Origin of the sequence: Streptomyces sp. NPDC090445 (assembly GCF_044769385.1) — a bacterium.
In the GTDB taxonomy this organism is placed as follows: Bacteria; Actinomycetota; Actinomycetes; order Streptomycetales; family Streptomycetaceae; genus Streptomyces.
This window is the reverse complement of sequence record NZ_JBIVXV010000036.1, coordinates 17206-31503: the sequence shown is the minus strand read 5'-3', so window position 1 is coordinate 31503 and position 14298 is coordinate 17206. Positions and strand designations below refer to the sequence as shown.

10 protein-coding genes are annotated in these 14298 nt (G+C 72.8%); 4 read left to right on the top strand and 6 right to left on the bottom strand.

Annotation, left to right across the window (positions count from 1 at the left end):
* Positions 1-225: 225 nt before the first annotated feature.
* The 3 genes from ACIQUT_RS36190 to ACIQUT_RS36180 all read left to right on the top strand — a co-directional run bounded on the left by ACIQUT_RS36190 (position 226) and on the right by ACIQUT_RS36180 (position 2868).
* Entirely contained in the window at positions 226-876 is a 651-nt protein-coding gene (locus tag ACIQUT_RS36190; protein ID WP_403569444.1) for a DUF6230 family protein, read from the top strand.
* Between the two features lie 113 nt (positions 877-989).
* Positions 990-1562 (top strand): DUF6114 domain-containing protein, encoded by a 573-nt coding sequence (locus ACIQUT_RS36185; RefSeq protein ID WP_403569442.1) that lies wholly within the window; start codon positions 990-992, stop codon positions 1560-1562.
* Positions 1552-2868, top strand: coding sequence for a hypothetical protein (locus ACIQUT_RS36180; RefSeq protein ID WP_403569440.1), 1317 nt, complete (start codon positions 1552-1554; stop codon positions 2866-2868). The genes ACIQUT_RS36185 and ACIQUT_RS36180 overlap by 11 nt, the downstream gene beginning before the upstream one ends.
* A gap of 234 nt (positions 2869-3102) precedes the next feature.
* Here ACIQUT_RS36180 and pyk read toward each other — a convergent pair whose 3' ends face one another.
* The 3 genes from pyk to pta form a co-directional block, all read right to left on the bottom strand.
* Positions 3103-4533, bottom strand: a complete 1431-nt coding sequence (gene pyk, locus ACIQUT_RS36175; RefSeq protein WP_403569438.1) for a pyruvate kinase — start codon at positions 4531-4533, stop codon at positions 3103-3105.
* 61 nt (positions 4534-4594) lie between these two features.
* Positions 4595-5812 carry an acetate kinase gene (locus ACIQUT_RS36170; protein ID WP_403569437.1) on the bottom strand — a complete coding sequence of 406 codons (1218 nt, stop codon included), beginning with the start codon at positions 5810-5812 and terminating at the stop codon, positions 4595-4597.
* 67 nt (positions 5813-5879) lie between these two features.
* Positions 5880-7961 carry a phosphate acetyltransferase gene (gene pta, locus ACIQUT_RS36165; RefSeq protein WP_403569435.1) on the bottom strand — a complete coding sequence of 694 codons (2082 nt, stop codon included), beginning with the start codon at positions 7959-7961 and terminating at the stop codon, positions 5880-5882.
* Between the two features lie 218 nt (positions 7962-8179).
* On the opposite strand from pta, the gene ACIQUT_RS36160 reads away from it, so the two are divergent.
* A complete protein-coding gene (locus tag ACIQUT_RS36160; RefSeq protein WP_403569433.1) occupies positions 8180-9205 on the top strand; it encodes an ATP-dependent 6-phosphofructokinase in 1026 nt (341 codons plus the stop codon).
* Positions 9206-9219: 14 nt separating this feature from the next.
* Here the strand turns inward: ACIQUT_RS36160 and ACIQUT_RS36155 are convergent, their stop codons facing one another.
* The 3 genes from ACIQUT_RS36155 to ACIQUT_RS36145 form a co-directional block, all read right to left on the bottom strand.
* Positions 9220-9927 carry an XRE family transcriptional regulator gene (locus ACIQUT_RS36155; protein ID WP_403569431.1) on the bottom strand — a complete coding sequence of 236 codons (708 nt, stop codon included), beginning with the start codon at positions 9925-9927 and terminating at the stop codon, positions 9220-9222.
* Positions 9928-10220: 293 nt separating this feature from the next.
* Positions 10221-12569 carry a 1,4-alpha-glucan branching enzyme gene (gene glgB, locus ACIQUT_RS36150; RefSeq protein ID WP_403569430.1) on the bottom strand — a complete coding sequence of 783 codons (2349 nt, stop codon included), beginning with the start codon at positions 12567-12569 and terminating at the stop codon, positions 10221-10223.
* Positions 12566-14059 carry a maltokinase gene (locus ACIQUT_RS36145; RefSeq protein WP_403569429.1) on the bottom strand — a complete coding sequence of 498 codons (1494 nt, stop codon included), beginning with the start codon at positions 14057-14059 and terminating at the stop codon, positions 12566-12568. The genes glgB and ACIQUT_RS36145 overlap by 4 nt, the downstream gene beginning before the upstream one ends.
* Positions 14060-14298 lie beyond the last annotated feature (239 nt).

Genomic DNA, 14298 nt, shown 5'->3' with positions numbered 1-14298 from the left:
CCGGCCGCGGGACAGGGGGGTCTTCGCCGCACCGGCGGAGCCTGTCCTCCTGGTCGCGTGAACGCGTGGCCCAGTGGTTGTCGCTCGGGGGTGAACGCCGGTGTATCGGACGCGGCCCGGCCGCGCCACGGCCGCCTGCGCTCCTTCCCGAGGACGTAGCACTTCTCCCATCCCAGGACGGGCTCTGCCCGGACCGGAGATGTACGTCCGAGAAGGAGGAACAACATGAGTTCTCAGGTTCGTGGCGGGACCAGATGGAAGCGCTTCGCGCTCGTCATGGTGCCGAGCATCGCGGCCACCGCCGCGGTCGGTGTGGGTCTGGCGCAGGGTGCCCTCGCGGCGTCGTTCAGCGTCTCCGGTCAGGACTTCAAGGTCTCGGCCGACAAGCTCGACGGTGACGACCTGCTCCAGTACGGCAGCGTCGCCGAGGGCAAGAGCCTGGACGGCAAGACGGTCAAGCACCCGGTCACCATCTCCGGTTTCCGCCGTGCCGAGATCACCAACATGTGCCAGTCCCTGGTCACCCCGGTCCCGGGCCTCGGCCCGATCACGATGCAGCTGCGCACCGGCCAGAAGGGCACGCCGGCCGTCGCGCACAACATCTACTTGGACGTCGCCGAGCTCGACACCGACGCCACGTTCACCGACCTGGACATCGGTGTCGCGGTGGGCGACGCGAAGGACGGGACGCACCCGACCGGGCCGCAGGCCAACACGGTGTCGAACAACGCCATGTTCTCGCAGCGCGCCAAGAAGGCCGTGCTGACGAACGTCCGTCAGAAGGCCTGGGCGACGACGGCGGGCACCTTCACGCTGCCCGACCTCAAGCTGCGCCTGATCAGCGGCAACGAGCCGTGCTACCAGGACGAGAAGTAAGCCGCTTCAGTCCTGTGAAGTGACCGGGCGGGCGGCCGGCGGCAGCGGCCGCCGTGCGCCCGCCCGGGCTCCACAGAGTTCTTCGTACCACCGTTTCCAGGGAGCTGTTGTCCATGAACCCCGAGGCCCCGGTTCGCGCCGCAGACGACCACTGGCTCACCGTCGTGCACCACCGCTTCCGCGATTGGCGGGGCAGCCGTCCCTTCTGGGCCGGACTCTTCACGGCCCTGGGCGGCGTCCCGATCGCCTACTTCCCGTACGCGGACCTGCGGCTGGGCAACGTCACCATCGCCATGGCCACGACCGCAGGCGCGGGCTCGCTGATCATTGGCATCCTACTGATCACCCTGGGCATCGCCCAGTGGTACCAGCAGGGCATCCGGGTGTTCGCGGGTGTCGCCGCGATCCTGCTGGCCCTGGTCTCGCTCCCGGTGTCCAACCTGGGCGGTTTCTTCCTCGGCTTCCTGTTCTCCCTGCTCGGCGGAGCGCTCGCGCTGGCCTGGGCGCCGGGAAAGCCGGTGGAGGAGGACCCCGCCGAGGCCGGGGACGCCGGGGGCGCCGGGGCCGCCGAGGACGAGGCCTTCACCGGTGACCCCCTGGGGGTTCCGCACCCTCGTGACACGGAAACGCCGTACGCGACCGAGACGACTGCCCACGCCGATGGCGGGAGGAACAGTGCGGGGTGACGAGACGCAGCGGGGCGTGGCCCCGAGTGCGGAGTCCCGTGAAAGAAAGGGGCCGCGGCACGCCGCGCCCCGCAAGTCGCTCCTGAACAAGATCCAGATCCCCGTCGGCAAGACGATGGCCCTGGCGGCCATGCCGACGGCGGTCCTGGTCGGCATGGGCATGGCGCCCAGGCTGGCCCTGGCCGACGACAAGGAGATCCCGTTCGCGCCCGGCCCGTGCGTGACACGGTCCGACGAGCCCGCGGCGTCGGCCTCCCCCAGCCCCTCGGCCTCGGCCTCCCCCAGCCCCTCGGCCTCGGCCTCACCCTCGCCGAGCGCGAGTGCCTCACCATCCGCCTCCGCCGCGCCCAAGCCCGGGGTCACCCCGCCGGCGCCGAAGCCGTCCGCGAGCAAGCAGGCCGACACGGCCAAGCCCCCACAGGCGGCCCCCACCAGCCCGGCCGCCCCCACACCGTCCGCCTCGAAGACCCCGAACCCGCTGGACCCGCTGGGCGTCGGCGACAAGGTCAAGGACCTCTTCGACTCGCTCGGCAAGCCGCTCCAGCCCGCGCAGCCGTCGGCCACCCCGACGACGCCCGCACCCCCGGCCCCGTCCGCCCCGGCCCCGAACCCCTCGGCCGACGCGATCCGCGAAGCCGCGAAGAAGGCCGGCGTCGACGTCCGCGAACTGCCCCAGGACGTCAAGGACACCGCGGCCAAGCCCAAGGACGAGACGGGCAAGGCCAAGTCCGACAAGGACGACGCCGACAAGGCCGATGCCGACAAGGACAAGGACAACGACGAGGCCGAGGAGGCGAAGGACGCGGACGGGAAGCAGCCCTTCCCGTGCCCGACCTACGACGCCAAGGCCCTGGCCGACGCCGAACTGGAGCCGGGGATCCCGCTCCTGCCGGACGAGCCCTGGTACCTGGACAGTTCGCTGCTGACCCTCTACGGCCTGGACTACAAGGGCATCGTCGAGGTGAAGACCGCGAGCGGGAAGACCAAGAAGGTCCTGAAGTTCACCGCGGACTCGCTGGACATCAAGGACCTCTACCAGACTGTCGGCAAGGGCGGGAACGTCGCCCACCTGAAGTCCCGCCCGGGCTCCACATCCAAGATCCGCGGCGGCGAGGTGACGATGTACACGGAGAGCCTCAAGGGCAACCTGTTCGGGATCATCCCGATCGAGTTCTCCCCGAACACCCCGCCGCCCCTGAACGTCCCCTTCGCGTTCTTCACGAACGTCAAGGTCGTCCAGGCCGGCCAGTTCGGCGGCAACCTCACCGTCCCGGGCCTGAAGAACTACGTCGGCCCGCCGGAGTAGTTGCTGTTGGCTGTTCGGGGGAAGGCTCTTCTCGGCCCCGCCGGGCTTCGGCTCGGCGGGGCCGAGTGCGCTTCGCGCGGGCGAGGAGCGGGGCCGGGGTCTCAGGTGCGTGCGACCTGCGGAGTAGCGACACATCGCCCCCTTACAACGTCGGCCTTCAAGACCACAACCGGGTCTTGAAGGCCGACGTCTCGCGGAAGGCGCAGGGCGCCGCCCTCGGCAGCGGGGCGGGGGTCAGGTGAGGTCGGGGCCGCCGAGGTGGTGGACGCGGACCATGTTGGTGGTGCCGGGGACGCCGGGCGGGGAGCCGGCCGTGATGATCATCGTGTCGCCGGCGTTGTAGCGGCCGAGCTTGACCATCTCGGAGTCCACCAGGTCGACCATGGCGTCGGTGTTGTCCACGTGCGGGACGACGTGGGACTCCACGCCCCAGCTCAGGGTGAGCTGGTTGCGGGTGTTGACGTCGGTGGTGAAGGCCACGATCGGCTGGGCGGCGCGGTAGCGCGAGAGCCGGCGGGCGGTGTCGCCGGACTGCGTGAAGGCGACCAGGGCCTTGCCGTCGAGGAAGTCCGCGATCTCGCAGGCCGCGCGGGCGACCGAGCCGCCCTGGGTGCGCGGCTTCTTGCCCGGGACCAGCGGCTGCAGGCCCTTGGACAGCAGCTCCTCCTCGGCCGCGGCGACGATCTTCGACATCGTCTTCACGGCCTCGATCGGGTACGCGCCGACCGAGGACTCGGCCGACAGCATGACCGCGTCGGCTCCGTCGAGGATGGCGTTGGCGACGTCGGAGGCCTCCGCGCGGGTCGGGCGGGAGTTGGTGATCATCGACTCCATCATCTGGGTGGCGACGATCACCGGCTTGGCGTTGCGGCGGCACATCTCGATGAGCCGCTTCTGGACCATCGGGACCTTTTCGAGCGGGTACTCGACGGCCAGGTCGCCGCGGGCCACCATGACCGCGTCGAAGGCGGCGACCACGGCCTCCATGTTCTCGACGGCCTGCGGCTTCTCGACCTTGGCGATGACGGGGACCCGGCGGCCCTCCTCGTCCATGACCCGGTGGACGTCCTTGACGTCGTTGGCGTCGCGGACGAAGGACAGGGCGACCATGTCGCAGCCCATGCGGAGGGCGAAGCGGAGGTCGTCGACGTCCTTCTCGGACAGGGCCGGGACGTTCACGGCGGCACCCGGCAGGTTGATGCCCTTGTGGTCGGAGATGACCCCGCCCTCGATGACGATGGTCTTGACCCGCGGGCCCTCGACCTCGGTCACCCGCAGCTCGACGTTGCCGTCGTTGATCAGGACCTGGTCGCCCTTGGTCACGTCGCCGGGCAGGCCCTTGTACGTGGTGCCGCAGATGGACTTGTCGCCCGGGACGTCCTCGGTGGTGATGGTGAACTCGTCACCGCGCACCAGCTCGACGGGGCCCTCGGCGAAGGTCTCCAGCCGGATCTTCGGACCCTGGAGGTCGGCGAGGACGCCGACCGCGCGCCCGGTGTCCGCGGAGACCTGCCGGACGCGGTCGTACCGCTCCTGGTGTTCTGCCTGGGAACCGTGGCTGAAATTGAATCGGGCCACGTTCATGCCTGCCTCGATGAGCGCTTTCAGCTGCTCATACGAGTCGACGGCGGGGCCCAGCGTGCAGACGATTTTGGAACGGCGCATGGACGGATCCTATCGGTTTGTTTCGCAGCGGAATATTCCGTCTGGCGGAAAGTCCAAGTGACTACTGGGTAACCAGCGCATACGCCTGGGTGGCGATTTCCAGCTCCTCGTCCGTCGGGACCACGGCCACGGCCACCCGCGCGTGGTCCGCGGACACGAGCCGCGGCTCGCCCGAGCGCACGGCGTTGGCCGCCGGGTCCAGCACGAGCCCCAGCTCCGCCAGGCCGTCGACCGCGGCCTCGCGCACCTGGTGGGCGTTCTCGCCCACGCCGGCCGTGAACGCCACCGCGTCCACCCGGCCCAGCACCGCCGCGTAGGCGCCGATGTACTTCTTCAGCCGGTGCACGTACGCCGCGAAGGCGAGCCGCGCCGACTCGTCGCCCTCGCCCGCACGCCGCAGCACCTCGCGCATGTCGTTGTCGCCGCACAGGCCCAGAAGACCGCTCTTCTTGTTCAGGAGCGAGTCGATCTCGTCCACCGAGAGGCCGCCCACCCGCGCCAGGTGGAAGACCACCGCCGGGTCCAGGTCGCCCGAACGGGTGCCCATGACCAGGCCCTCCAGCGGGGTCAGGCCCATCGAGGTCTCCACGCACACCCCGCCCCGGACCGCCGAGGCCGAGGCCCCGTTGCCCAGGTGCAGCACGATCACGTTCACGTCCTCCACCGGCCGGCCCAGCAGCGCGGCCGTGGCCCGGGAGACGTACGCGTGCGAGGTGCCGTGGAAGCCGTACCGCCGGATCGCGTACTTCTCCGCCGTCGCGGCGTCGATCGCATACCGGGCGACGTGCTCCGGCATCGTCGCGTGGAAGGCCGTGTCGAAGACCGCCACCTGCGGGAGGTCCGCGCGCAGCGCCCGCGCCACCTCGATGCCGGTCACGTTCGCCGGGTTGTGCAGCGGTGCCAGCGGGATCAGGCTGCGGATCTCCGCCAGCACCTCGTCGTCGATCACCGTCGGGGCGGTGAACCGGGTCCCGCCGTGCACCACCCGGTGCCCGACGGCGGCCAGTTCGGGGGAGTCCAGGCCCATCCCGTCGGCGGCGAGCTCCTCCGCCACCGCCGCCAGGGCCGCCTCGTGGTCGGCGATCGCGCCCACCCGCTCCCGCTTGCCGCCCGCGGCGCCCGGGCCGGCCAGCGGCTCGTGGACGATGCGGGAGGTCTGCTCGCCGATGCGTTCCACCAGGCCGACGGCCAGGCGGGAGGAGTCCGCCATGTCGAGCAGCTGGTATTTCACCGACGAGGAGCCGGAGTTGAGGACGAGGACGCGCGATGCGGTGGTCACGGTGGAGGTCTTTCCTTGGAGGTGAGGGGCGGTCGGGCGGGCGGTGAGGGCGGTGAGGGCGGTCAGGTCAGGCGGTGAGCGGCGCGTCCTGCGCCTGGATCGCGGTGATGGCCACGGTGGTCACGATGTCCTGCACCAGCGCGCCGCGCGACAGGTCGTTGACGGGCTTGCGCAGGCCCTGGAGCACCGGGCCGACCGCGACGGCGCCGGCCGACCGCTGCACGGCCTTGTACGTGTTGTTGCCGGTGTTGAGGTCGGGGAAGACCAGCACCGTCGCGCGGCCGGCCACCTCGGACCCGGGGAGCTTCGTCGCGGCGACCGAGGGCTCGACGGCGGCGTCGTACTGGATCGGGCCCTCGACGGCGAGGTCGGGGCGCTGCTCGCGGATGATCCCGGTGGCCTTGCGCACCTTGTCGACGTCGGCGCCGCTGCCCGAGGTGCCCGTCGAGTACGAGAGCATCGCGATCCGCGGCTCGACCCCGAAGGAGGCCGCGGTCGCCGCCGACTGGACGGCGATGTCGGCGAGTTGCTCGGCGTTCGGGTCCGGGTTGACCGCGCAGTCGCCGTACACGAGGACCCGGTCGGCCAGGCACATGAAGAAGACGGAGGAGACGATCGAGGCGTCGGGCTTCGTCTTGATGATCTCGAAGGCGGGGCGGATGGTGGCCGCGGTGGAGTGCACCGAGCCGGAGACCATGCCGTCGGCCAGGCCCTCCTGCACCATCAGGGTGCCGAAGTAGTTGGCGTCGGTCACCACGTCGCCCGCCAGGTCGACCGTCATGCCCTTGTGGGCGCGGACCTTCGCGTAGTACTCGGCGAACCGCTCCCGCAGGGGCGAGGTCGCCGGGTCGATGAGCTGTGCGCCGGAGACGTCGACGCCGAGCTCGGCGGCCTTCTTCACGATCGCCTGCTCGTCGCCGAGCAGGGTCAGGTCGCAGACCCCGCGGCGCAGCACCACGTCGGCGGCGCGCAGCACCCGCTCCTCGGTGCCTTCGGGCAGCACCACGCGGCGGCGGTCGGCACGGGCCCGCTCCAGCAGCTCGTGCTCGAACATCATCGGGGTCACCCGCTCGGAGCGGGCCAGCGCCAGCAGTCCGCGCAGCTCGGAGGTGTCCACGTGGCGTTCGAACAGGCCGAGGGCGGTCTCCAGCTTGCGCGGGGTCGCGGAGTTGAGCCGGCTCTGCAGTGAGAACAGCTCGGCGGCGGTCGGGAAGCTGTTGCCGGCCACCGACACCACGGGCGTGCCCGGGGCCAGCTTCGAGGCCAGCGCGAGGATGTCGTCGCCCGGGCGCTCGTTCAGGGTCAGCAGCACGCCGGCGATCGGCGGGGTGCCGGAGGCGTGCGCGGCGAGCGCGCCGACGACCAGGTCGGCGCGGTCCCCGGGGGTGACGACGAGGCAGCCGGGGGTCAGGGCGTTCAGGAAGGTGGGCAGCATGGCGCCGCCGAAGACGAAGTCGACGGCGTCGCGGGCGAGCCCCGCGTCGTCGCCGAGGAGCACCTCGCCGCCGAGTGCCCGGGTGATCTGGGCGACGGTCGGGGCGGCCAGGGACTTGTCGTCCGGCAGCACGTAGCAGGGCACCGGCAGGCGGGCGGCGAGCCGCTCGGCTATGGAGTCCCGGTCCGCGGGGGCGACCCGGTTGACGACCATCGCGACGACGTGGCAGCCCAGGCTCTCGTACGCGCGGTGGGCGTTGCGGGCCTCGGCGCGCACCTCGTCCGCGGCCCGCTTGGTGCCGCCGACGACGGGAACGACGACCGCGCCGAGCTCGTTGGCGAGGCGGGCGTTGAGGGCGAGCTCGTCGGGGAGGTTCGTCTCGGCGTAGTCCGTGCCGAGGACGAGCATGACGTCGTAGTGGCGGGCCGCCTCGTGGTAGCGGTCGACGAGCCGGGAGACGAGCTCGTCGGTCCCCTTCTCCGCGAGGATCGCGGACGCCTCGCGGTACTCCATGCCGTACGCCGTCGAGGCGTCCTGCTCGATCCGGTAGCGGGCCCGCAGCAGCTCGAAGAGACGGTCCGGCGCGTCGTGCAGCAGCGGCCGGTAGACACCGACCCGCGCCGCCTGGCGGGTCAGCAGCTCCATGATCCCCAGCTCGACGACCTGACGGCCGTCACCCCGGTCGATACCGGTCACATACACGCTGCGCGTCACGCGTGGTCTCCGTCCATGGTGCGAAAATTTCCCCGATAGGGTGGCCTTGCCCTCTTGACAATACCTCCGTCGATGGTTAGGGCGCCCCCTGGGCAAAGGGCCCGGAGGGCAGGGCCGAACGGCCTGACGGGACGGCGGCGCGGGACGCGGGGCCGCCCGGGCCCGTGGAACAATCGGACAAGCCTCACGATGTGACCAGGAGCAGGAGACACAGGACGATGCGTATCGGAGTTCTCACAGCAGGCGGCGACTGCCCCGGCCTGAACGCCGTCATCCGGTCGGTCGTGCACCGCGCCCTGGTCGGGCACGGCGACGAGGTCATCGGCTTCGAGGACGGCTTCAAGGGGCTCCTGGACGGCCACTACCGCCCCCTCGACATCAACGCGGTCAGCGGCATCCTCGCCCGCGGCGGCACCATCCTCGGCTCGGCCCGCATGGAGCGCGCCCGCCTCCACGAGGCCGCCGAGAACGCCGAGGAGCTGGCGGAGCGGTACGGCCTCGACGCGCTCATCCCGATCGGCGGCGAGGGCACGCTGACCGCCGCCCGGATGCTGTCGGACGCCGGGATGCCGGTCGTGGGCGTGCCGAAGACCATCGACAACGACATCTCCGCCACCGACCGCACCTTCGGCTTCGACACCGCCGTCATGGTGGCCACCGAGGCCATAGACCGCCTGAAGACCACCGCCGAGTCGCACCAGCGCGTGATGGTCGTCGAGGTCATGGGCCGGCACGCCGGCTGGATCGCCCTGGAGTCCGGCATGGCCGGCGGCGCGCACGGAATCTGCCTGCCGGAACGCCCGTTCGAGGTGGACGACCTGGTGAAGATGGTGGAGGAACGCTTCTCCCGCGGGAAGAAGTTCGCCGTCATCTGCGTCGCCGAGGGCGCGCACCCGGCCGAGGGCTCCATGCCGTACGAGCGGGGCGCGATCGACCAGTACGGCCACGAGCGCTTCGCCGGCATCGGCAACCGGCTCGCCGTCGAGCTGGAGCACCGCCTGGGCAAGGAGGCCCGCCCGGTCATCCTCGGTCACGTCCAGCGCGGCGGCGTCCCCACCGCGTACGACCGGGTCCTGGCCACCCGCTTCGGCTGGCACGCGGTGGAGGCCGTGCACCGCGGGGACTTCGGCAACATGACCGCCCTGCGCGGCACCGACATCGTGATGGCCCCGCTCGCGTCGGCCATCACCGAGCTGAAGCGGGTTCCGGCGGACCGCATGTACGAGGCCGAGTCGGTCTTCTGACGCCCCCCGCCGCGCTAGCCGGTGTACGGCCGGTCCGGGGCGGCGGCGTAGGACCAGAAGCGGTCGACGATGGTCGCGAGGAACGCGCGGCCCGCGTCGCCCGTGCCGGCGCCGCCCGCGGCCCCGCCCCAGCCGAGGGTGGCGACCATGGCGGCCTGGTAGTCCGCGTGCAGCCGCTCGACCACCGGTTCCAGGCGCTGCCGGGGCACCGGCAGGAGCTTGGCCAGCGGCTTCACGTACGCCTGCCAGCGGGTGGTGACGGCGCTGCGCAGCAGCTCCGCCAGCTCCTCCTGCTTCCCGGCGGCCGCCACGAACTGGGCCAGGGTCAGGCCGAGGACCTGGGCCAGGGCCACGGACTGGCGTTCGTTGCCCTTCCAGCGCCCGGAGTCCTCCATCTTCTGGTACGCCCCGGTGTCCAGCCCGATGCGGCGGGCCAGCTCGTCCGCGGCCATGCCCCGGGCCAGCCGGTGCTCCCGCAGGGTGACCGGTTCGGCGAGCAGCTCGCCCGGCGCACACCACAGCACGCCGGCGAGGGCGGTCAGCTCGGCGGCGGTCGGTGTCCTCTCGCCGCGCTCCCAGGCCATCACGGTCTCGGGTTCGACGATCAGTCCGTACTGGGCGCGCAGACCGTAGGCGACGTGACCGGGCGCCATGCCCAGGGCAGCGCGGAGGCGACGCGCGGCGGGGGCATTGAAGGGTGGGCTGGAGTGCACAGGGCACACCGTAGGAGTGCCGGGGGTGCGGCGACTACAGACTGTTCAAACAAGCCAACAACTCGTAGGAATGTCCTATCGAGTTCGGGGCATTGGTCCGGATTTCCGGCGACCGTCCGGTAATCGGACGCGCTCCTGGGGACGTGATCATCCTACGGTTCCGGGCCGCCCGCGCGACATCTCTCCACCCGATCTTCACCGATCCCCCGCAGCCGCCCCTGAACCGGCCGCCGCCCCCGTACGTGATCCATACCGGGGCCCTCGCGGACGGGGGTGGCGAGGGCCCTCGGCAGCGCCGGCGGCTAAGGCCTGAACCAGACCGTGGCCAGCGGCGGGAGGGTCAGGTGCAGGCTCGCCGGGCGGCCCTGGGCCGGCTCGCGCCGGGGCCGCAGCGGCGCCGGGTGGCGGACGCCGCTGCCGCCGTACGCCTCCAGGTCGGTGTTGAGGACCTCCCGCCACACGGGCACTTCCTCCGGCACGCCGATCCGGTAGCCGTGCCGCACCACCGGCGAGAAGTTCGACACGCACAGCAGCTGCGAGCCGTCGTGCGCGTACCGCAGGAACGCGAACACGTTGTCGTCCGCCGCGTCCGACTCCACCCACCCGAAGCCCTCGGGCACGGTGTCCCGCTCCCACAGGGCGGGCGCCGCCGCGTAGGCCCGGTTCAGGTCCCGGACCAGGGTCCGCACGCCCCGGTGGTCGGGGGCCGCCGGGTAGGACGGGTCCAGCAGCCACCAGTCCGGGCCGTGGGCCTCCGACCACTCCGAGCCCTGCGCGAACTCCTGCCCCATGAACAGCAGTTGCTTGCCCGGATGGGCCCACATGAAGCCCAGGTACGCCCGGTGCCCGGCCCGCTGCTGCCACCAGTCGCCGGGCATCTTCGACACCAGCGAGCGCTTGCCGTGCACCACCTCGTCGTGCGAGATCGGCAGCACGTAGTTCTCGCTGTACGCGTACACCATCCCGAAGGTCATGTCGTGGTGGTGGTACTTGCGGTGCACCGGCTCCTTCCCGGTGTACCGCAGCGTGTCGTGCATCCAGCCCATGTTCCACTTCAGGCCGAAGCCGAGCCCGCCCCCGTCCGTGGGCCGCGTCACCCCGTCCCAGGCCGTGGACTCCTCCGCGATCGTCACCACACCCGGGCAGCGCCGGTACACGGTCGCGTTCATCTCCTGCAGCATCGCCACCGCGTCCAGGTTCTCCCGGCCGCCGTGCTCGTTGGGCGCCCACTGGCCCTCGCCGCGCGAGTAGTCCAGGTAGAGCATCGAGGCCACCGCGTCGACCCGCAGCCCGTCGACGTGGAACTCCCGGCACCAGTAGACGGCGTTGGCGACGAGGAAGTTGCGGACCTCGTTGCGCCCGTAGTCGAACTCCAGCGTCCCCCAGTCCGGGTGCGCGGCCCGCCGCGGGTCCTGGTGCTCGTACAGCGGCCGCCCGTCGAACTCCGCGAGCGCCCAGCCGTCGCGCGGGAAGTGCGCCGGCACCCAGTCGAGGATCACCCCGATCCCCGCCCGGTGCAGCGCGTCCACGAGCATCCGGAACTCGTCCGGGGTGCCCATCCGCGCGGTGGGCGCGTAGTAGCCGGTGACCTGGTAGCCCCAGGAGCCGCCGAAGGGGTGCTCGGCGACCGGCATCAGCTCCACGTGCGTGAACCCGAGCTCCTTGACGTACGGCGGGAGCTGCTCGGCCAGCTGCCGGTACGAGAGCCCGGGCCGCCAGGACGCCAGGTGCACCTCGTACACGGAGAACGGGGCCTGGTGGGGCGGGCGGGCGCCGCGCGCGGCCATCCACCGGTCGTCGCCCCACTCGTACCGGGACTCGGTCACGACCGAGGCGGTGGCGGGCGGGCACTCCGTCCGCCGCGCCATCGGGTCGGCGCGCAGGGTGTGGCCGCCGTCGGGCCGGGTGATGTCGTACTTGTACAGCGTGCCCTCGCCCACCCCCGGCAGGAACAGCTCCCACACCCCGGAGGCGCCGAGCGAGCGCATCGGGTGGGCGACCGGGTCCCAGCAGGAGAAGTCCCCGGTGACCCGCACCCCCTGCGCGTTCGGCGCCCACACCGTGAACCGGGTGCCGGCGACGCCCTGGTGGACCATCGGCCGGGCGCCGAGCGCCGTCCACAGCTCCTCGTGCCGGCCCTCGCCGATCAGGTGCAGGTCGAGCTCGCCGAGCGCGGGCAGGAACCGGTACGGGTCGTGCACCTCGATCTCGTCGCCCTCGTACACCACCAGCAGCCGGTAGTCCGGTACGTCGGCCAGCGGCAGCAGCCCGGAGAACAGGCCGTCGCCGTCGCTGTGCAGCTCGGCCCGCAGCCCCTTCGCGACGAGGGTGACCGTCCTCGCGTGCGGGCGCAGCACGCGGACGGCCACTCCGCCCCGCAGGGCGTGGGCGCCGAGCACGGCATGGGGGTCGTGGTGGCGGCCTTCGAGCAGCCGGGCCCGCTCCTCCGTGCCGAGTGCGGGCGCCGGCCGCACCCCGTGCGGCGGCGGGGTGGCGGCGGCGGCCCGGCGGGCCCGGGGGGTGCGGGACTTGCGGGCGGACCCGGCTTCGGGTGCGGGTGCGGGTGCGGCCGCGGTCGGCGCCCCGCCCGTGGCGGCGGCGGGCGGGGCTGCGGTGCGGACGGTCGGTGACGGCTGTCGTGCGGCGCTCACGCGAGAGGCCTCCTCGGGGGCTTCGGGCGGGGGTGGGGGGCGGGGGTGGAGCCGGGCTGCGGCGGGGGTGGTGGCATGCGGCGGGCCGGGCGCTCCCGGTCGGCCAGGCGGCGGATGGCGGCCATGGGGACGTGCAGCCAGTCGGGGCGGTGCCGGGACTCGTAGCGGGCCTCGTACACCGCCTTGTCGGTCTCGTACGCGCGCAGCAGGACGGGGTCCTCACGCGGGTCGCGGCCGGTGGTGCGGGCGTAGCCCTCGCAGAAGGCGGCCCGGCAGGCGTCGGCCCAGGCGGGGGCGAACGGGCGGTGCGAGCGGGCCGCGTAGTCGAACGAGCGCAGTATCCCGGCGATGTCGCGCACGGCGGGTTCGGGGCGGCGGCGGTCGGCCAGCGGCCGGGCCGGCTCGCCCTCGAAGTCGATCAGGGCCCAGCTGCCGTCGGCGGTGCGCAGGGTCTGGCCGAGGTGGAGGTCGCCGTGGATCCGCTGGGCGGGCACCCCGCTGCCGCGGGAGGAGGCGGCCAGCGCGTCGAACGCCCCGCGCAGCCCGGCCTCGTAGGGCCGCAGCGCCGGCACCTCGCGGGCCGCGGCCGCCAGCCGGGCCGTCATCCCGGCGGCGAGCCGCGCCGTCTGCCCGGGGCCGAGGGCCACGGTGGGCAGGGCGGCGGCGAGTGCGCTGTGCACCTCGGCGGTGGCCCGGCCCAGCGCGTGCGCCTCGGCGGTGAAGTCGGCTCCCGCGCCGAGCCGGCGCAGCGCCAGCTGCCAGCCGTCGTCGGAGCCGCGCAGGTACGGCTGGAGCACGCCCAGGGTCAGCGGCTCGGGGTGGCCCCGGCCGTCGCGCGGGCCTCCGGGGAGGTCGGCCTCGTACCAGGCGACGGGGGCCGGGACGCGGGTGCAGCCGGCGGCGGCCAGCGCTCTGGGCAGTTCCAGGTCCGGGTTGACGCCGGGGCCGACCCGGCGGAACACCTTCAGGATGTGCGAATCCCCGTAGATCAGCGAGGAGTTGGTCTGCTCCCCGGACACCGGCCGGGGCGGGGCCTCGGCGGGGATGAGGGCGTCCGGGTCCCGGTCGAAGCGGAGCGGGCCGTGGCTGCCCGGGGTGCGCAGCCGCTCCAGCAGCAGCGTGGCGAGTCGCGGGTCGCCGAGGCCCTCGTACACGGCGTGGCCGGCGTACGGGCCCTGCTCGGCGTGTCCGATGAGGGCGGGCGCGAGCGCGGGCGGCAGCGGCGCGGGGCGCACCCCGAGCAGCAGCTGGTAGCAGTCCGCGGCCCCGTCGGCGCAGTCCACTCCGGCGAGCAGGTGCAGCAGGCCGGGGGTGACCCCGGCCGGCAGCAGCTCGACGGCGCTGACCAGGCGGAGCCGGGTGATCGCGCGCCCCTTGCCGGCGAACCAGCGCTGCCGCGGCAGCCACGAGCGCAGCATCGGCTCCAGCGGTCCGAGCGGGACGGCGGCCGGACTGCTCTGGCGGCTCCGGGCGGATGCAGCCTCCGACATGGCGTCGTCCTTTCCCCGGGCCGTCACAGAAATGCGCAGAGTGTCCCGGATGGCGAGGGTTGCTGTCCGGTGGTGGGTGGAGTCGGGTCGGGGTGGTGCGTGGGGGGTGGTGCAGTGGTGCGGTGGTGCGGTGGTGCGTGTGCGGCGGCGCGCGGCGCGGCGGTGCGTACGGGGGCGGGCGCCGGACCCGATCGGCGCCCTCCCCGTGGTGCTCCGCCGGCGGCCTCCCCGGCGTGCGG